18 protein-coding genes are annotated in these 19,817 nt (G+C 43.8%); 8 read left to right on the top strand and 10 right to left on the bottom strand.

The genetic code is table 11. From position 1 onward, the window contains the following. Positions 1-48: 48 nt before the first annotated feature. The 7 genes from hisD to JMW90_RS06260 form a co-directional block, all read right to left on the bottom strand. Positions 49-1,347: a histidinol dehydrogenase gene (gene hisD, locus JMW90_RS06290; protein WP_201562298.1), complete on the bottom strand. Its 1,299-nt coding sequence runs from the start codon at positions 1,345-1,347 to the stop codon at positions 49-51. Positions 1,348-1,732: 385 nt separating this feature from the next. Then, complete coding sequence (hisG, locus tag JMW90_RS06285) at positions 1,733-2,428, bottom strand: ATP phosphoribosyltransferase (protein ID WP_201562296.1); 696 nt, start codon at positions 2,426-2,428, stop codon at positions 1,733-1,735. Between the two features lie 147 nt (positions 2,429-2,575). Further along, positions 2,576-3,844, bottom strand: a complete 1,269-nt coding sequence (gene murA, locus JMW90_RS06280) for a UDP-N-acetylglucosamine 1-carboxyvinyltransferase (protein ID WP_201562294.1) — start codon at positions 3,842-3,844, stop codon at positions 2,576-2,578. Between the two features lie 120 nt (positions 3,845-3,964). Continuing rightward, positions 3,965-4,216 carry a BolA family protein gene (locus JMW90_RS06275; RefSeq protein WP_011514505.1) on the bottom strand — a complete coding sequence of 84 codons (252 nt, stop codon included), beginning with the start codon at positions 4,214-4,216 and terminating at the stop codon, positions 3,965-3,967. Positions 4,217-4,377: 161 nt separating this feature from the next. After that, entirely contained in the window at positions 4,378-5,328 is a 951-nt protein-coding gene (locus JMW90_RS06270) for an alpha/beta hydrolase (RefSeq protein WP_201562292.1), read from the bottom strand. 287 nt (positions 5,329-5,615) lie between these two features. Then, the gene (locus JMW90_RS06265) at positions 5,616-6,461 is read right to left on the bottom strand and encodes a BON domain-containing protein (RefSeq protein WP_201562290.1); all 846 of its coding nucleotides are present in this window, start codon (positions 6,459-6,461) and stop codon (positions 5,616-5,618) included. 222 nt (positions 6,462-6,683) lie between these two features. Further along, positions 6,684-7,196: a YraN family protein gene (locus tag JMW90_RS06260; protein ID WP_201562288.1), complete on the bottom strand. Its 513-nt coding sequence runs from the start codon at positions 7,194-7,196 to the stop codon at positions 6,684-6,686. A 188-nt stretch (positions 7,197-7,384) separates the two neighbouring features. Here JMW90_RS06260 and rsmI point away from each other — a divergent pair, with 188 nt between their 5' ends. Together rsmI and JMW90_RS06250 are read left to right on the top strand one after the other, a co-directional pair. After that, the gene (gene rsmI, locus JMW90_RS06255; RefSeq protein ID WP_201562286.1) at positions 7,385-8,344 is read left to right on the top strand and encodes a 16S rRNA (cytidine(1402)-2'-O)-methyltransferase; all 960 of its coding nucleotides are present in this window, start codon (positions 7,385-7,387) and stop codon (positions 8,342-8,344) included. A gap of 54 nt (positions 8,345-8,398) precedes the next feature. Then, complete coding sequence (locus JMW90_RS06250) at positions 8,399-9,418, top strand: adenosine kinase (protein ID WP_201562284.1); 1,020 nt, start codon at positions 8,399-8,401, stop codon at positions 9,416-9,418. A gap of 338 nt (positions 9,419-9,756) precedes the next feature. Here JMW90_RS06250 and nfuA read toward each other — a convergent pair whose 3' ends face one another. Then, complete coding sequence (gene nfuA, locus JMW90_RS06245) at positions 9,757-10,440, bottom strand: Fe-S biogenesis protein NfuA (RefSeq protein ID WP_201562282.1); 684 nt, start codon at positions 10,438-10,440, stop codon at positions 9,757-9,759. A 367-nt stretch (positions 10,441-10,807) separates the two neighbouring features. Between nfuA and JMW90_RS06240 the strand changes: the two genes are divergently transcribed. The 4 genes from JMW90_RS06240 to JMW90_RS06225 all read left to right on the top strand — a co-directional run bounded on the left by JMW90_RS06240 (position 10,808) and on the right by JMW90_RS06225 (position 15,359). Further along, positions 10,808-11,767, top strand: coding sequence for an alpha/beta fold hydrolase (locus JMW90_RS06240; RefSeq protein WP_201562280.1), 960 nt, complete (start codon positions 10,808-10,810; stop codon positions 11,765-11,767). A 183-nt stretch (positions 11,768-11,950) separates the two neighbouring features. Next, on the top strand, positions 11,951-12,997 hold the full coding sequence (locus JMW90_RS06235; RefSeq protein WP_201562278.1) for a bifunctional nicotinamide-nucleotide adenylyltransferase/Nudix hydroxylase: 1,047 nt from the start codon (positions 11,951-11,953) through the stop codon (positions 12,995-12,997). Between the two features lie 116 nt (positions 12,998-13,113). Continuing rightward, positions 13,114-14,511, top strand: a complete 1,398-nt coding sequence (locus JMW90_RS06230) for a nicotinate phosphoribosyltransferase (protein ID WP_201562276.1) — start codon at positions 13,114-13,116, stop codon at positions 14,509-14,511. Beyond that, complete coding sequence (locus JMW90_RS06225) at positions 14,505-15,359, top strand: SGNH/GDSL hydrolase family protein (RefSeq protein ID WP_201562274.1); 855 nt, start codon at positions 14,505-14,507, stop codon at positions 15,357-15,359. The genes JMW90_RS06230 and JMW90_RS06225 overlap by 7 nt, the downstream gene beginning before the upstream one ends. 139 nt (positions 15,360-15,498) lie before the next feature. Here JMW90_RS06225 and JMW90_RS06220 read toward each other — a convergent pair whose 3' ends face one another. Then, the gene (locus tag JMW90_RS06220) at positions 15,499-15,780 is read right to left on the bottom strand and encodes a type B 50S ribosomal protein L31 (RefSeq protein ID WP_201562272.1); all 282 of its coding nucleotides are present in this window, start codon (positions 15,778-15,780) and stop codon (positions 15,499-15,501) included. A gap of 437 nt (positions 15,781-16,217) precedes the next feature. On the opposite strand from JMW90_RS06220, the gene JMW90_RS06215 reads away from it, so the two are divergent. After that, positions 16,218-16,841 carry a YceI family protein gene (locus tag JMW90_RS06215; protein WP_201562270.1) on the top strand — a complete coding sequence of 208 codons (624 nt, stop codon included), beginning with the start codon at positions 16,218-16,220 and terminating at the stop codon, positions 16,839-16,841. 123 nt (positions 16,842-16,964) lie between these two features. Here the strand turns inward: JMW90_RS06215 and JMW90_RS06210 are convergent, their stop codons facing one another. Then, positions 16,965-17,399 (bottom strand): COG4315 family predicted lipoprotein, encoded by a 435-nt coding sequence (locus JMW90_RS06210; RefSeq protein WP_201562268.1) that lies wholly within the window; start codon positions 17,397-17,399, stop codon positions 16,965-16,967. Between the two features lie 624 nt (positions 17,400-18,023). On the opposite strand from JMW90_RS06210, the gene JMW90_RS06205 reads away from it, so the two are divergent. Beyond that, positions 18,024-19,640, top strand: coding sequence for an FAD-dependent oxidoreductase (locus JMW90_RS06205; RefSeq protein ID WP_201562266.1), 1,617 nt, complete (start codon positions 18,024-18,026; stop codon positions 19,638-19,640). The last annotated feature ends 177 nt before the right edge of the window (positions 19,641-19,817 follow it).

The following is a 19,817-nucleotide window of genomic DNA, read 5'->3' as shown; positions in this document are numbered from 1 at the left end:
AGGCGGCTATTTATAAAAGCTGTTATTGTAAAAATTGTTATGACAAGACTAAGACTTATAGCGATAGCGGGCTGAACGCGCATGGGCTTCTAAGTCCTCATGTTGCGCTAAAATATCAGCCGTCTGCGCGAGAGGCTTACTACCAGTCTCAGAACAATAAATAATAGAGGATTTCTTTTGGAAGTCATACACACCAAGCGGTGACGAAAAACGCGCCGTACCCGATGTCGGTAGCACATGGTTCGGTCCTGCACAGTAGTCACCGATTGCCTCTGGCGTATGACGTCCCATAAAGATAGCACCCGCGTGACGGATACTATCAAGCAGCGCATCAGGATTATCAACAGATAACTCCAAATGCTCAGGCGCGACGCGATTGATCACCGCCATACCTTCCTCGCGGTCTTTGACCAAGATAAGCGCGCCACGATTTTTTAATGAATCACGAGCGATATCCGCCTTGGGCAATTTAGCCAAGGCTTTTTCAATTTCAATAGCGACTTCTTTAAGCTGCTTTTCGCTGGTGGTCACAAAAATCGCTTGAGCAATACGGTCATGCTCTGCCTGTGACAATAAATCCATCGCAAGCCAATCAGCACAGTCTTGTGCCTCGCCTTCTGCATAAACCAGTACCTCAGATGGACCGGCAATCATATCGATACCCACTTGACCAAATACCGCGCGTTTGGCAGCAGCAACATACTTATTGCCCGGTCCAGTGATTTTATCTACCGCTGGAATGGTCTCAGTGCCATATGCCAATGCGGCAACTGCCTGTGCGCCGCCAATAGTGAAGACCCGATCGACTTTTGCTAAATGAGCAGCTGCCAGTACCAGAGGATTTAATACACCCTTTGGAGCGGGCACGACCATAATCACCTCTTTGACGCCAGCAACTTTGGCAGGGATAGCATTCATCAATACCGATGATGGATAAGATGCCAAACCGCCCGGCACATAAATACCGACGCGATCAAGTGCTGTGACCTTTTGACCCAAGCGATTGCCGAGCTCATCTTCATACTGCCATGTCTCTTGTATTTGGCGCTCATGAAAATTCTGTACGCGCGTCGCCGCTGTGGTCAAAGCCGTCTTCACGACATCGTCAAGATTGATAAATGCCTCAGCGAGCGCCTCTTGAGACAACTCCAAAGCTTGTATTGTCGTTGCTGGATGTTGATCAAACTGCTGTGTCAATTCTAGAACCACCCTATCGCCGCCATGGCGTACTTTTGCAATGATGTCATCTACCGTTTTGAGTAAATCGGCATCATTAACGGTTTCAAAAGCAAGCAACTCTGTCAACTGACTGTCAAAATCGGCGTCTTGCGTACTTAATTGGCGCATGGCTTTGTCCTATATTTGAGCATAGATACGGCGGTAAAAGGGATAATATGAGGGCTTACATATAGTCAGTTCAAAATAAAAGCGCTACGATTGTAATAACGTGCTATTGGCTATAATTTTTTCTTGCTTGCTGTTCGCAGGCGTGACAGAGGCTGCAAAAAATTTATAGCCAATAGCACTGTATCGTTTTTAAAATGAATCAACTATACCCGCTTACTTATACTGATCTTGTTCAGATTATACGGTGCTTTTATTCGCTGGCAAGCAAATACAATAAAACCAGTTTAGCACGCTATGTTCTCCTTAGCGCGTTAAACTGGTTTGGAATTTTGTATGACCATACTTGATATTATCAATCTATGATAAGGCACCATCATGCACTGATTTATGAAGCGCTGCTGATGCTGTTTTTAAAGCTATCCAAAATAGGCTCAAGCAGTGCAAACTTGCGCTTATAGCTGACTTGATTGACAATCAGACGGGATGAGACATCACAGATATGATCGCGTGCTTCAAGTCCATTGGCGCGTAGGGTATTGCCCGTATCAACGACATCGACTATCAAATCACCCAAACCGACCAAAGGCGCAAGCTCCATTGAGCCGTACAGCTTAATCACATCGACTTGCTGACCTTGGCTTGCAAAGTAAGCACGAGCGACATTGACGTATTTGGTGGCAATGCGAAGGCGACGATTTGGTAATGGCACATCTTTCACACCAGCGGTCATGAGCTTACACTGAGCAATTTTTAGATCTAATAATTCATAAACATGATTGGCACCATGCTCAAGCAACACATCTTTACCCGCCACACCAAAGTCCGCGGCGCCGTGCTCTACATAGGTGGGCACATCGCTTGCGCGTAAAATCAATACGCGAACATTGGGGTTTGAGGTTGGAAAAATAAGCTTGCGTGAGGCTTCAGGGTCTTCCAATAATTCAACACCAGCGGCACGCAAAAGTGGCATCGTCTCATCTAAGATACGACCCTTCGATAACGCCAGTGTTAAGCCTGAAAACTCATCATTTACTTCGTTTAATAAACCACTGGTTGGTAAGCTGTTGGTTGCTTCAGTCATAGTAACGCTGGTCCGTGTGCTGATGGTGCTGAAAGTTGTCGCCGCTAAAGGGCATTTTTAATAATATCACGCTGGGCTTTAAAATTATTTTAAAATTATAACACCAGTATTACTCCTTACTGACGTTACAAGTTTTAAGAAGCCATATTAATTGTTGCTATTGATACGCTCGATATTGACGCCAAGTGCACGCAATTTGTCTTCAACGTGCTCATAGCCACGGTCGATATGATAAATGCGATCAATTAAACTCTCGCCTTCAGCAGCGGCAACAGCCATCACTAATGACATAGAAGCGCGTAAATCAGTTGCCATCACAGGCGCGGCTGTAAAGCATTCAACCCCTTTTACCACAGCAGTATGACCATCTACTTGGATAGATGCTCCTAAGCGGTTAAGCTCTGGCACATGCATATAGCGATTTTCAAAGATATTTTCGATGAAAGTACTGGTGCCATCAGCCAAACAGGCAATCGCCATCACCTGCGCTTGCATATCCGTTGGAAAGCCTGGATGCGGCTGAGTACGAATATCAACTGATTTTGGTCGACCTTTCATCTGCGCACGAATCCAATCCTCACCCGTAGTGATAATCGCACCCATGTCTTCAAATTTTTCTAATACAGGTGCTAATAACAGCGCCGAGGTATTCTTGGTCAATACGTCACCGCGCGTCATTAAAGCACCAGCAAGATAAGAGCCTGTTTCGATACGATCTGGCACAACTGAATACTCGCAACCATGCAAACGCTCAACACCTTCAATCGTCATGGTTGCTGTGCCGATACCACTGATCTTAGCACCCATTGCGACCAGCATATTGGCCAAGTCAACCACTTCTGGCTCAAGCGCACAGTTACCCAAAATAGTCGTGCCTTTAGCTAAGGCTGCTGCCATGATGACGTTTTCAGTACCGCCTACCGTCACCATATCAAATGAGAACTTACACCCTAACAGCTTGCCGCCTTTTGGCGCTTGCGCGATTACGTAGCCGTTTTCTACCGTAATAGTAGCACCCATCGCTTCAAAAGCTTTAAGATGCTGATCAACAGGGCGCGAACCAATCGCACAACCACCTGGTAATGATACTTCAGCCTCACCAAAACGTGCTAACAATGGCCCTAATACTAAAATTGAGGCGCGCATGGTTTTGACCAAATCATAAGGCGCATAAAAATTATCAATACTCTTGGTATCGCACGTTACCGTATCGCCCTGCTTTTGGATATTGATACCCATGCCACCAATCAACTCAATCAAAGTGCGCACATCTTGCAACGATGGCACATTATGCAATGTCGTCGGCGTCTCAGCCAATATCATAGCCGCAAGCAACGGCAAAGCGGCATTTTTGGCGCCTGAGATGGTAACTTCCCCTGCAATACGACTACTACCAGTGATTAAAAATTGATCCATAAAGGTGACAACCTAACGATAAGTATAAAAACAATGAAAAACCGAATCGCTTATCAGTGGCAAAAATACTTGCTCACAATAAACAATCCAGTCGTAAATAAGAAGCGAACTACTCTAACTCTAGCCTTGCGATTGAACATCCCATTCAGCAGGCGTTAACGCTTGAATATTGAGCGCATGAATATCGCCACTGGCAATTTTATCATTGACCAAAGCATAAACTGCTTGCTGACGCTGCACGGCGCGTTTGCCCTCAAAACTGGCATCAACCACACGCACATCAAACTTAGTTCCTTGATTGGCAGCTTGAATAAAGGCATCCGGAAAATGCGTTTGTAAAAATGCAATCAAATCGTCAGCGTTCATGCTCATAGAATATTCTGCCTTAAGGTTTTGGATAGGGTATAGAGGTAAAGTGATGACATTATAACAAGAGTTTGACCATCTTACAGTACTGTCTTACACAACGGTGCATAACCATTGTTAGCCTTAAATAAACACAATAGCCATGCCAGACTTATTAATGAGGCCCCCTATTTGAGGGTTTTGTCCAAATAACTTAATACTTGCGCACGTACATCATTGACCCAGCGTAGTGGTGGTGCCATCGCGCCAATACTGGTGGCATGACTGGCGCCTTTAATCTCACTTGTCTGCACGGTAACACCTGCCGCCTTTAATGCCTGTGTCATTTTGATGGTATTGGTCGCATAGACGACTTTGTCTTTTTCAGCAGTCAATAATAAATATGGCGGCTGCGCACCTTTTATTTGACGATCTGGCATCACCTCATCAGGTGTCGCGTCGGCTGCAAAAGCGGTGACGCTACTAAATTTACGAAAGTCATAACTATAAGGACCGGCAATACCAATCACTGCACTGATATCTGTTGGCTTAATACCATAAGGCTTTAAAAAATCCTCATTGGCGATTGCAGCAACAGCATTAAACGCGCCCGCAGAATGACCAACGACTGCGAAACGTTCTGGATTGGCATGAAAACGCTTGGCATTTTTATAGCTCCACGCAATCGCTTGCGCCGTATCCTCGACATAATCAGGATAGACATGCTCAGGGGCTTTACGATAATTAATCACCGCCGTCACGTAACCTGCTTGCGCCAAACTTTGCCCGACAAAGGCATATTCCTCTTTATTACCACTCTCCCAAGAGCCGCCATGGACAAATACCACCATCGGATACTCTTGTTTGATAGTGGTATTGGTTTTCATAGCCTGCGCTAAGGGCTTTGGATAATAAATATCCAAATCTTGTAATGGCTCGTCACCATACAGAATGTCTTTACTGACCCCGACACCCCCATTTGCAGTAATACCATTAACGATAGCAAGCGCTGAGAACGCCTGTGCTTGCTGCGTCGCGAGCATAATAGTGCCCACTGCCAATGCCGCAGTAACCCCTACGCGTACGAATTTGGGCATACTTACTTTAGGTCGCTGTACATCATTATTTAAAGCCTTCATAGCAGTATCCCTGATATATTTCAGTCAATTTTCATCTCATTAATCACTATCATTCCGTCAATGATTCAGACAATTATACTGTCATAACCATTTATAATCTTACCTAACAGTGCATTCCCTATATTTACCGTTAGTATTTTTTGACTACACATATTTTACGCAGTAACGGCGGATTTATCGTGCTGCTACTGTTAGGGGTGTTTAGTGTTCTTGTCAGTGCTGTTTCAAAATAAAACCAGTACAAACTAACGATAGCTTATCATTATGAATCACTTAACCCCTTCAATCTACGGCGTTTGATACAGGTCAATATAAGGGCTTGATGAAGGCTCGGTAACTGGCGAGCCATCCTCGGTCACTATAATAGGTGTGGTACTAATAGTGGCATCTGCTGCGATAGAACCGCTACCTTCAGGCGTTGCGCTGTTATTCACGACTGCGACTCTAGTTGGATTGGCTGAGTTGGCAACATTTTCCTCATACATGATGTCATCGTTACCGAGCTTGACGCCTCGATCGTCGACGACAGTGGTCAGTAGCACCAATTCTGTGATACCAACTGTACTATTGGCAATATCAATCAGGTGGCTTTGCTGCGTCGGTGTCATACGACCCATGATATACACTACGCCATTATTGGTCACTGCTCTAATTTGTGATGCTTTAACCCCATCAGCAGCGGCTGTTTTTGCCATCAGCTTTGATGTGATATAACCGTCGTGGACAGTTTGGCTATAGCCTTTTGAGGCTCCAACTGTCAGCTCGTTGTAGACTTGGCGAACGTCTGGCATGGAACCGACGACTTTACTAATTTCTGCCTTGATTGCCTCAGTTGGCACTTCGCCGGTCAGTAATACAATACTATTAAAGCTATCAATACTCATGCGACTGGTCTGCTGCAAATTTTCTTGCAAGCCATAAACATTAATCTTGACGGTATGCTCAATACTACGATCAAGCAGACGCTGCGGAATGGTGCGCTCGGTCATGGGCACGCCATAAGTACCTTCTGTACTATTGGTCAAATAGTTGGTGGTACAGCCCGTTGTGACCACGCTCGACATTAATATAATACCTATCACGTTACGGCGCGGTGAGCCAAAAATAGCAGTGCGCAGATGCATCTGTGTCATGATTTACCTCTTAGTACATGAGTAGTCATAATAAATAATAGCAACAGTTAATGGTTTTTATTTTAACAAATATGACAAAAACTTGATTCAATAAAATTCTTGTAGTGCCGCTACTCTACTGAATTTTTACTGCTTACAGTTAGGCTTTTGGTAACGACTACTTCATTTAATATGCTTTGACATTATAAAATTAGCCACGCTTAAATAAATCCCAAACCAGCTTTATGACCAAGCTGACGCGATAAATGCGCCTTGCAGCCATTCAGGCCGATTGTTCTCGAACCGTTGATTTGGTTGATTATCCAACGTGACATCTGTCTCATTTTTATTGACTGTATTATAAGCAATCACATCAAACCGGCATTCATAATAATGATATCGAGGGTTTTGCTGTAAAAAGTAACGTGCTGCTTTGATAATTTTGCGCTGCTTGCCGGCTGTGACGCTGAGTGCCGCATCACCAAAATCTGAGTACTGTCTTTGCCGTACTTCCACAAATACCAGTATCGACCACGCTTGTCCTTTTTCTAACATCACCAAATCAAGCTCGCCAACTTTGGGCTGTTGCCAGTTTTGCGCAATCAAAATCAACCCTTGTCCCTGCAAAAATTCACACGCCTGCTGCTCAAAATAACTGCCTTGGCGCTGCTTTGGAGAAGTTAGCATTAAAGGTTTATCATTTGCCATGACGTCTATCAGTCTGCTCAACATTTCAGAATTATCATAGCACATCATGCTAAACTAACCACTTTCGCGTGCAGATGCTGGTGTGGTTTTTTATGCTGTGCTTAAACTTTATTTGATGGGACACTTTTGCCTTTTTTGATAAGGCACTTTTGCCTTTAATGTTGAATGTTGTTAGCCAGTTTTATCAGTCAGTGCGCCATATTCTTTATTTAATATCTTAATGACCCGAGGTTTTCATGTCTAGCCCTACTGCGATGCCAGCTTGTCTATATATCGTTGCCACGCCGATTGGCAATCTGAGCGACATGACACCGCATGCGATTGACGTCTTAAAGCAAGTTGCTATCATTGCCTGCGAAGATACGCGAACCTCAGGTAAGCTGTTATCACACTTTGGCATCAACACCAAAGGCAATAAGAGTGATGATACCGAAGAAGTAACGGCGCACAATAATAAAAATGATGCCGACCTTGATACTGATAGCACCGTTAAGCAAAAAGGTCATAATAAGCTATGGGCGTATCATGAGCACAACAGCGCCATTCAAACACCCAAAATTATTGAGATGATTGAACAAGGTCATTCTGTTGCTTTGATTAGTGATGCTGGCACGCCGCTCATTAGTGACCCAGGCTACCAATTGGTACAGGCAGCACATGCGGCTGGTGTTCGCGTATCTCCTATTATTGGTGCCTCTGCTGCCATTGCGGCACTGTCTGTAGCAGGCTTGCCCTCAGACCGCTTTAGCTTTATTGGTTTTTTGCCAGCAAAAACCCATGGTCGCCAAAAGCAGCTGGCAGCATTGCACTCTCGTACTGAAACCTTGATATTTTACGAAGCGCCGCACCGTATTATTGCAAGCTTAGAAGATATGGCAACTGTATTTGGTGCTGAACGCGAAGTGACGTTTTGCCGTGAATTAACCAAAACCTTTGAGACCGTCAATAAGAGTACCCTTGGCGCTTTGGTTGAATTTGTCAAAGCGGATGACAATCAGCAGCGCGGTGAAATAGTGGTGGTAGTCGCTGGCGCTAACGTCGCCCAAGATGATGACGATATCAGTATTCATGATAAATTATTGCAACGTCTACTAGAGGATTTGTCGGTTAAAAAAGCCGCTGCTTTGGCTGCTGATATTACTGGCGTAAAAAAGAATGCGCTTTATCAGCGCTTGCTTGAGCTGCAAGCTGAATAGCTTTTAGATAAAAACAACAGACACATTTATAAATTTATTGAGGAGAGACACGCAATGTACGATGTAATGGCGATAGGTAATGCCCTGGTTGACCACGAATATCTGTTATCAGATGCAGCTTTAGAAGAGACTGAGCTGACCAAAGGCAATATGACGCTGGCAGATATTGAAGAGCAACAGCAATTATTGGCGTATTTCAAGCTGGCCGAAATCGACCCATCAAAACAAGCGGGCGGCGGTTCAGCGGCCAATACGATGGTCGCCTTTTCAAGTTTGGGCGGCAAACCTTTTTATGCCTGCCGCGTTGGTGATGACAAGCAAGGTGAGTTTTATCTAAAAGACTTACATGAAGCAGGCGTTGCTACCTCTGCACAGTCCATTCATGCAGGCGGCGTGACGGGTTCATGTGTGGTTGCGGTCACCGAAGATGGCGAGCGCACCATGCAGACGTTCCTAGGTACTTCAAGCGATATCACCGCTGATAACGTTGACTTTGATGCCTTAACTCAAGCTGAGTGGTTGTATTTGGAAGGCTACCTTGCCATGTCTGCAGGCATTCAGCCAGCGATGGATCAATTGCGTCAGCAAGCGGCTGCAAATGGCATAAAGATTGCCGTTAGCTTTGCTGATCCAGCCGTCGTAAAATTCGCCAAAGACGGTTTGCTGAATATGCTTGGCAACAAGGTAGCCGTGATATTTTGCAATAGTGAAGAAGCGCGTTTATTCACCGATGAAAAAGAATACAAATCAGCGGCGCGTGCGCTACTTGAGTATTGCCAAATTGCAGTGGTTACTGACGGTGCAAATGGGGCGGTGATTGCTCATCAAAAAGATGATGATTCTGATATTGAGATTTATGACATTCCTACGCCAGCAGTCGATAGTGTCATCGACACCAATGGTGCCGGTGATAACTATGCCGGTGCATTTCTATACGCTTTATCACAGCAATATAGCTTGCCAGAATGTGGTCGTCTTGCCAGCGCAGTTGCCGCGCAAGTGATTCAACAGTTCGGTCCACGTTTAGCGTCAAAAGATTATCAAGATATTGCCAAACGCGTGCTCTCTGCTTAACCAATCAAGCCTAATACTTAGCGTTATTTAGTCGATTAATTTTAAAAAGAATACAGTACTGCTAGTACAAATTTTTTGCAGCCTCTGTCTGCATGGGCACAGCAAGCAAGAAAAATTGATACCAGCAGTACATCATGTGTCGATATTACTTTTCACTGACTATAGCTATCGCTAAACGATAGGCATAAAAAAAGCTGAGTTAATCATAACTCAACTTTTTTATGAAAAGAATAGCAAATTATCTGTCACTTAATGACAAAAATTCATAAGCGATAAAAAAAGCAAGCATTCTATTCGTATTTCTAACCGATAATTAGCCTCTATTTATAAAAGCATTCTTATTTATAGTACGCGTTTTCAGTACGAGTATGGTCAGTCTCATCAATCACTTGCGTCAGCTCGGGTATTTGCTGCTTCAGTTGCACCTCAACACCTTGACGCAAGGTCATATCAACCGCTGAACAGCCCTGACAACCGCCGCCGAACTTCAATACCGCAGTCAAACCAATACCTTCTTCATCAATCAGTTCAAGTAACTGCACATCACCACCATGAGCCGCCAATCCTGGGTTAATCTCAGACTGCAATACATAGTTGATGCGCTCTTCAACACTGGCATCAGCGCCGACTTTTGGTACTTTAGAGTTTGGCGCACGGAAAGTCAGCTGACCACCAAAACGGTCTTTATTATAGTCGATAACCGCATCTTCTAAATAAGGCACTGATGCCGCTTCAATAAAGGCAGAAAAATTATCGTAGCTAAATTTCAGGTCAGCACTGTCTTCTTCGCCCGGCTGATTGTAAGCCATACAGCACTCAGCACGCGGTGTGCCCGGATGCTCAACAAAAATACGTACACCAATACCATCGGTGTCTTGCTTGGATAGTAAGTCTGCTAAGTAACCTTGAGCGGCTTCCGTGATGGTAATGTTACTTTTGGCTTCCGTTTGCTCAGTATCTAACGCTGACTCGTAATCGGCAGCAGGTTCTACTTGAGTATCCGTTGGGTTGTGTTCACTCATAATGCGTCCTATCTGTGTTATGACACCAGCGTGCTGTGTACCCGCCTCTTGTGTCGTCAATGCAAGGGAATATGTGTTAGCAACCACCATGGCTTATCGTTTTATTGCTTTAACCATAATAGCTGTCTATTTATACGGCTCATTATAGCGCACTTAGTCGACTATTCCGACTGTGGCGGTGCGAATTAGCAGTGGCTATCTTTCATGATACTCATTTATAGTGAGCTGACCGTATCTTCATTGTATATAAAGACAGTAAGCTGACTTATCAAGTCTATAACGCATTGAATGCAGTGAAAATCTTGTATATGCAATAAAAGCAGCTAAAGAACTTTGCTCAGAAATCTAAGTCTTAAGAGAGCCTTATATGTTGACTGAAAACCTAACATTTGTAAGAACAAAAGATAATGTGCAAATCGCTATTTGGCATATCTTTGATAGTGAAAAACAGCCCCATTTAGCTGATTGCACTACTCATAAAGCTCAAAATATTTTCTTAACTCATGGCACTTTTTCGGACAAAAAAACCTGCTTAAGAATCGCGGAATACTTGGCAATACTGGGACATCACTGCTATATCATGGAGTGGCGCGCTCATGGCGCAAGCTCAACACCAAAAGATAAATTTAACTTCGAAACCGTCGCAACCTATGACTATGAAGCTACTTTTCGATATTTCTTTGAGGCACTCAAGCTCAACAACCTACACTGCGTCACTCATAGCGGCGGCGGGATTGGTTTAACCATGTTTTTGATACAAAACCCACACTATATCGACAAAATTAATAGCGCCAGTATGTTTGCCTGCCAAGCCTATGGTGCGGCGTCAAACCCAATCAGCTACGTTAAAATTCTTGTGGTAAAACTACTAACGCGGCTGCTTGGCTATATCCCTGCCAAAAAACTCAAGCTCGGTCCTTTCAATGAAAGCTACTACACCATGAGTCAGTGGTACAACTGGAACTTGCGTAAAAACTTTCACAGTAGTTTTATAAAACAAGGCGATATGAATGAAAGCGATATGAATAAGAACAGAGCGCCATATACATTTGCTGATAATCAGCCTTTTGATTACCGACAGCATATGCCAACCATTACCATACCCATATATGCTATTAGTGCAAAAGGTGACAGATTTATCTCACCCACTTTGGGGTGTCGCGCACTGTTTAATGATTTTAACAATCATGCGAATACCTTTCGTGAGTACTCGCTCGGTCATGGTGACCTAGACGATTATAGTCACAGCCGTATTTTAAATAGTCGCCCTGCTACTAAGGAGGTGTGGCCAACAGTCGCCGCGTGGATTGAGAAACATGCCACTTGACAGAGTCGCGTACTTATTTGTCTGAGCAAAACTTAATACAGACAATAGCCAATATAGCCAATATAGCCAATAATGACACACCCCTAAACATCTTTACACTTGTCAGCAACTCCTATGCTGTGGCAGTATTGGCGGCATTACTTTTTTAATCAATGAAATATTAGCAGTGGGAAAGTGGCGTATATGAGTGATTCATCAGATCAACATTCAGATAAAAACAAACACTATCGTTATTTGGTATTTATCGGTCGTTTCCAGCCGTTTCACTGTGGTCATAAAGCAGTCGTTGATGAAGCATTAAAGCGTGCTGATAACGTCATTATGCTGATTGGTTCTGCAAATTTGCCCCGTAGTCTGCGCAATCCGTTTAGTGTCGATGAGCGTGCGATGATGATAAAGAATGCCTACTCGCCAGCAGATGCGGCACGTATACATTGCGTCGGGCTCGATGATGCACTCTACAATGACACGCGCTGGCTACAATATGTGCAAGCGGGCGTCAAATCTGTCACTGGTGACTTACAGACTGATATCGGTCTGATTGGTCATTCAAAAGACAGCTCATCGTATTATTTATCGCTATTCCCCAACTGGGCATCAGTCTCTGTGCCCAATTATCATAATTTATCCGCAACGCCTATACGCGACAGCTATTTGATGGGTGCCACGCCAACGCCCGAGCGTACCCCCGAATCAACGCGCGAAGTCCTAAATAATTTTAAAAAGACCGACGATTATCAACAGCTGCATGAAGAAGCAGATTTTGTTGATAAATATAAAAGACAATGGGAATCTGCCCCTTATCCGCCAACCTTTATGACTGCCGATGCGCTAGTCGTACAATCAGGGCATATCTTGCTGGTTGAACGCCGTAGTATGCCAGGGCGCGGATTGTGGGCGCTACCGGGCGGGTTCTTGAATCCAAAAGAGACGCTCTTTGACGCCTGTCTCCGTGAATTGCGTGAAGAAACTCGTCTTAAAGTTCCTGAACCGGTCTTGCGCGGCTCTTGTCACAGTCAGCATACTTTTGACGATCCGTATCGCTCGGCACGTGGGCGCACCATTACTCAAGCATTTTACTTTCAGCTAAAAAACGACCCAAAAGGCTTGCCAAAAGTAAAAGGCGGCGATGACGCAGCCACAGCGTTTTGGTTACCGCTTGCTGAGCTTGATGCCACCATGATGTTTGAAGACCATTATGCCATTATCACCAAGATGGTTGGTTTGTAAAATTTCATTAGACGACGACTAAATTTTTTATTAACAATTTTCCCCGCCCAAACCGATAGACGGTAAAGGCTCATCGCCGCCATCGTTGCGGCATCTCAAAGCAGAGGAGTTCTGTGATGTACACCAGTAATTTGAATAATTTAATCCTAAATAGCGACAGCTATAAAACCTCACATTGGGTGCAATATCCAAAAGGTAGTGAGTATCTCTCAAGCTATATTGAGGCGCGTAAAGGCGACTATGATGTGGTATTTTTTGGTTTGCAAGCGTTTATTAAAGAATACTTAAGCACCCCCATTACCCATCAAGATATTGATGAAGCTGAAGCGATGATTCAAGCGCATGGCCTGACCTTTAACCGTGCTGGCTGGGAGCGATTGGTTGATAAGCATGGTGGTTATTTGCCACTACGCATCGAAGCCATACCTGAAGGCAGCATCGTACCTGTATCGAATGTCGTCTGCCAAGTCATCAATACCGACCCTGAGTTTTATTGGTTGCCAAGCTATATTGAAACAGCGCTGCTACGCGCGATTTGGTATCCGTCAACCGTCGCTAGTGTCTCGCACTATTGCAAAGGTATCATTCGTCAAGCGCTAGAGAAATCGGCAGACAATAGCGATTCCTTGATTTTTCGCTTACATGATTTTGGCTCACGCGGTGCTTCTAGCCAAGAGTCGGTCGCCATCGGCAGTCTCGCCCATTTGGTCAATTTTGCCGGTACCGATTCGATGACCGCTTTGGTAGCTGCCAGTCGCTGGTATCAAATGGATAAAGACATGCCTGCTTTTTCTATTCCGGCTGCTGAGCATAGTACGATGACCGCATGGGGACGCGAGGGTGAAACCGCTGCCTTTGCCAATATGATTGAGCAATTCGGCGGCGAAGGTAAAAGCTTTTCTGTGGTTTCTGACAGCTACGACTTATGGAATGCCATTGACAATATTTGGGGTGGCAGCCTAAAAGACAATGTCAAAAACATGGGCGGTACCTTGGTCATCAGACCAGACAGTGGCGATCCGGCTAAAGTGGTCCGCGAAGCATTAGAGCGTTTGGCAGTAAAGTTCGGTACAACGACCAATAGTAAAGGCTATAAAGTTCTACCCGACTATGTGCGTGTTATCCAAGGTGATGGCATCAGTCCGCAAAGCTTGAGCAAGATTATCGATGTGGTGATGAAAGCCGGTTTTAGCGCCGAAAATGTAACCTTTGGTATGGGCGGCGGGCTACTGCAACAAGTCAACCTCGATACCATGAGTTGGGCGATGAAAGCCAGTGCCATCTCTATCGATGGCGTATGGAAAGACATCTATAAAGACCCAATTACCAGTCGCTCCAAACGCTCCAAAAAAGGACGTTTAGCTTTGGTTGAAAATAGTAAAAAGCAGCTAAAAACCATCAAATTTGATGAGTTGCCCGCCGGTGCAGACAACCTACTACGTGATGTTTATATTGATGGCACATTATTAATTGAAGACAGTCTCACCACTATTCGGGAGCGTGCAGGATGGTAGCTACTAAAAAAATACAGAATAAATTAGCCACTGTCGCAAAGGATGTCTTGTTTGCTCCTGTGTATCTTTATCAAGGTCGCAAAATCAAGCGTGATACTGTCCGTTTGCCCGAGCCAAATGGAGAAAGACATGGGTTTGTGCAGCTGGGAAAAGGAAATAGCGAGCCATCAGCTCAGCCCAAGCAGACATTAAACCTTTTGATCGTTGGTGATTCGGCAGCCGCTGGCGTCGGTAGTGAGACGCAGCAAGAAGCGCTCGTTGGCAAGCTCATCCCTATCTTGCAAAAGCAGGCTACTATTTCCGATCAATTTGAGGCGCTGTGCTGGTCCCTACAAGCGACAACAGGACATACCAGTTTTGATATTTTGCGCCGTTTATATATCATGCCAACGCCAAGCGAGCCTATCGATATCATGGTATTGAGTGTCGGTGTTAATGATACAACAAGTAGCGTGTCTGTAGACAGGTGGCATCAGCAAATCAAAGATATTATTACCATTGCCCAGCGTAAGTTTGGCGTGCGCGAGTTGGTTTTTTTGAGTCTACCGCCGATGGCACAAATGCCGGCGATACCTACTCCGCTCAATAACTTTGTTGGCGCAAAAGCGTCTATCCTTGACGGAATATTGCAGCAAACCTGCCTGACTTATGACAACGTTACTTATATGGCAACGGATTTTCCACGCATGATAGCAGAGCACTCTAATGGCACACCCATCGATATCAAGGTGATGTTTGCAAGCGACGGCTTTCACCCAAGCAGCCTGATGTATGGCTATTGGGCGCAGCAATTGTCAGAGCTGATTATACAGTTACTGAACCCTTCTGATGCTGAGTTGACTGAGTAAGAGCCGTTAAGCAGTTACTTCTAAAAATTTAAACAAAAAAAACCGCTGAATAGTCAGCGGTTTTTTATATTCTTAATACTATTGCTGTGCATGTTTAAGAAAACACATGCTCAAAATAATATCACGCAATACGTGTGAATTATTCTGCAGCGTCAGTATCAGCCGCTTTTTTACGGCCACCAAACGCACCAAAGCGTTTGTTGAAGCTTGCAACACGACCTTCAGTAGAAGTTTTACGTTGCTCGCCAGTATAGAATGGATGCGACGCACTTGAAACATCAAGTGGGTAGTATGGATATTCTGACCCTTCATATTCACGAGTAGATTTGGTCTTAACGGTTGAACGAGTCAAAAAGAACACGTCAGCGTTTGTGTCGTGAAATAAAACTTCTTGGTAATTAGGATGGATATCTTTACGCATAAGAAACTCTCTATGTCCGATGTATGTACAACGCCTTTGCAAAACAGCATTTTTAACGATGCGTTCAACAAACGATGACATACGTAACTGAGGCACTAAGGACATCTTTCAGTCTGGCAACTGCGTCACTGGCTTATTCCAGTACCCAATACCACACCTCTGCTCGCTTAGCCTTTCCCCAGCGGGAAAATTAAACCGCGATTTTACCGGTTTTTGGCGTTTGATGCAAGCAGCAGTTATAAGCATTATCAGTACTGATTTGTCACTAAAACGTGGATAGTATTGAGAACGACATACGAGCAAAGTATAATTCAATATTAGATAATATAATCAATAACTATCAATTTTTTAGATTAATTTAATAATATTATTTAATCAGTAGTGGTACTGTACTTGTCAATGCATATAAAATACTAACATTTAATAAGAGGAAGATAATGAAAAATACAATAGCAAAAAACAGTATCAGAGCTGTTCTATTTGGCTCAGCAATTGCGATGACAACACTAGCAAGTGCGGCGCTGCCAACTCAATGGCAGCTAGATGACTCCCATACCCGTGTCGGATTTTCGGTTAATCATTTAGGGTTTTCGACGACTATGGGTCATTTTAATGATGTCAAAGGTATGGTCAATTACGATATCAAAACACCCAATAAAGCCAATATGAATTTCACCATTGCCACTGACAGCATTGATACCAATTGGGATGCTCGAGATGCTCATTTGAAAAAAGATGAGTTTTTTAATGTGGCAAAATATCCAACCATAACTTTTAAATCGACTAACGTCACATTTAGAAATCCACAACAAGCCACAGTCACGGGTGATTTTACCATGCTCGGTCAAACCAAGCCACTGACCCTAGATGTGACTTTGAATAAAATAGCCAATAGCCCGATGACCAAAGAGCCAGTTATCGGTTTTCGTGCCACCGGTACTATCGACCGCGCTGCTTATGGCATGACGGCTTTTGCAAGTGGCATTACAACAGAAGTACCCATTCAAATCGATGGTGAGCTTATTGAGAAAAAAGCAACTACGAAGAATAAAGCAAAATAATATAAAATCACAACAACGAATCTTATTCTCTTTTAATGCAATCATCAGTCAAAAATATTGTAGTAAAAAGCAGCCATCAGATAGCTGCTTTTGATCAGAAAAATTAAGCTTTATGTTTAGCCTTTACTTGGTTCTAATGATATGCCAAACGCCAAGTTTATTGTCGCCATCTTTATCCCCAACATTGACGTCATTGGCATAAAAATACAAAGGCTTGCCATTCATCGCCCATTGATACTTACCGTCTTCACGTTGGAAAGCTGCAAACTGACCTGAGGCTTTAGCATCACTAGGTGCCATAAATGCTGGCCAAACTAGCATACAAGCGCTGCCGCACTCTGATCTATTCATCGAATCTTTATCAAAGGTATACAAGGTCATATGGTTGCTAGTATCAACCAACATGCCGTTTTTACTCATGACCGGTGCTGTATTTTTATTGGTGGCTTGCACGTCGTGCATACCAGAGTCGTCATTGCCGACCATATTATTGAGTGTTGAACAACCGCTAAGCGCTAACACGCCACTAAAAGCAGATAATAAAAATATATGTTTCATAATCACTTCCTTGTCATTGTCATCATAGATTATTAATTGTTATTAAATCGTTCTCATCGCTCTAGGATTTAAGCCCTAATCAAATATCTTAAACCCATTATTGAGATTTTAAATATAGCATAGGGTTTATAGCTGTTATTCTTGTCCTTATATAAATTTACAAAAGCCCATAAACATTACAATTTCGCCAAACAAAAACACTTAATACTATCAATAGTTAGCCGCTTTAAGATAAAGCAAATCTGCTTACCCCCTATGCTAGTAGTAGGATGAGGCTTTTAGACTGCATTAAAGATATTGTCTTGATTGAATCATTTTATACCCAATAGAATTTTGGGTTAAACGTTGACAAAAATCATGTATGCACTTACCAATTTGCCCTCTTATTGACTGATGTTTTTTGTAGAATATCGCTATAGAAATTAAGCATGACTACACAATGCCTAATGTGACCATTGGGGTTTATTATCACTGTTGAACTTGACTGCCTCTGCACGCATATCAATACTTATAAGCCATCTCATGACTATGCTAATTACCAGTTAATTACCAGTTAAGTACCACTTTTCAGCACCAATTTAAGTACCACTTGATGCAAATGCTATTAAGGATATAACCTCGACAATGACTCATTCTCTTATGAACAATCAAGTACTTGCGACCCAACGTGTCGGTATCCTCGGTGGTGGTACAGCAGGGGCAACCATTGCCATTCGATTGGCGGCGTTAGGGCTTGAAACTTACGTGTTTGAAAAAAACAAATCGCTGATTGATGGTCCGCCTATGTGCCATTTGCATGCTGGTGGCAATCTCTATCGCGAAATTCCTGACGAGGACTGCGTCGCCCTCCTCAAGCAGTGTATCGATATTTTACGTCTTTATCCTTATACCATTGATGTACGCCCGACCGTATTTGCGGTGCCGACTCGTGATGAGGGTTTGCCCGAAGACTTGCTACCGCGGCTTGAGATATTGACCGATGCGTATCGTGAGCTGATTGCTCAAGATGCCAATAACAAAGTACTGGGTGAACCAGAAGAGTATTATCAGCTCTATAGCCATGATCAACTGATTGCATTGTCTGAGCGTGAGCAAGTGACTGTGCCAACTACCGTTGATGAATGGATAATACCGGTTGCAAAGTATTTGGATTTAAATAAGGTTAAATTTCCGCTGATTGTGGTACAAGAATATGGCTGGAATATTTTCCGCTTGGCAGCATCGGCGCAATTGGCATTAGATGGTTATGAGCATGCGCATGTCTTTACTGATACTGAAGTAAAGCAGGTCATGCCGGTCGATTGTGAAAACTGCTCAAACGCTGATCATCATGTGACCAAATGGCGTATTGATTATCAGCAAGGCGCTGGTTTAGATCCTAAAGCGCAATCTCATAGCAAAACCGAGTCCATCGAAGTCGATTACCTCGTCAATGCCTGTGGTTTTCGTACAGGGGTGATTGATGATATGGTCGGTGTCAAAGTCACGCGTATGGTAGAGTTTAAATCCTCTTATATCACTCATTGGGAAGATACCGGTGGACAGATACCAGAGATTATTGTTTATGGCAATCGCGGTACACCAGAAGGGATGGCACAACTAACGCCCTATCCGGGTGGCTATTTTCAGATACATGGCATGAGTAATTTTATCACGCTGTTCAATGATGGCTTGGTGGCTTCAAGCAAAGACAGCGCCCAACCAAAACTGCCGCCGCAATACGTGCACTATATCGAAGATGGTTGGGACAAAGCACCACTACAAGCGCGTAGCCAACAAGCGATCGATTATGTGGCAGAGTTTGTACCGACCTTTCATAGTGCCCGTACTGTCGGCAATGCTTTATACGGTGGGCAGCAAATTCCTGGTGAGGATGATACGCTGCGGGTCGCTGATGTGAGCTTATACTCTAATATTCGCTATGCCCGTGCTGAAAATGTCAAAGCATCTTCAACTCTAATTGCGGCAGATCAAATCGTTGATGAATTGAGCGAGCTTGGTTTGATTGAACTTGATACGCCCGTGAACCGCAATCGCTATGCTCATGAGTGGGCGTATCTGGCGCACAACGACAGTCTTGCCATTGAGGCAGTCGCCCGTGATTTGGCAAAAGAGCGTGGCTTTCCGCTGGCAATGGCAGGCGTCAATCGCGGTATTCGCGAGAAAACGCTAGAGGATTTAAGTACCAATAATGGTTCAAGCAATGATTCAGATAATACTAGTATAGTCAGGGAAAAGTAATATCGATACATCAAGTACTGCTGATATTAATTTTTCTTGCTTGCTGTGCCTACGCAGACAGAGGCTGCAAAAAATTTATACCAGCAGCACTGTAGCGTTTTTGAGATATGTTAACTATACTTAAGAAAGACGTTTTTAATTAACGGACAAAAAAAGGGAGAGAAGGGCTTATTTTAG

The organism is Psychrobacter glacincola (assembly GCF_904846215.1).
Classification (GTDB): domain Bacteria; phylum Pseudomonadota; class Gammaproteobacteria; order Pseudomonadales; family Moraxellaceae; genus Psychrobacter; species Psychrobacter glacincola.
Note: the sequence above shows the minus strand (reverse complement) of the source record. Positions and strands in the feature narration are given on the sequence as shown.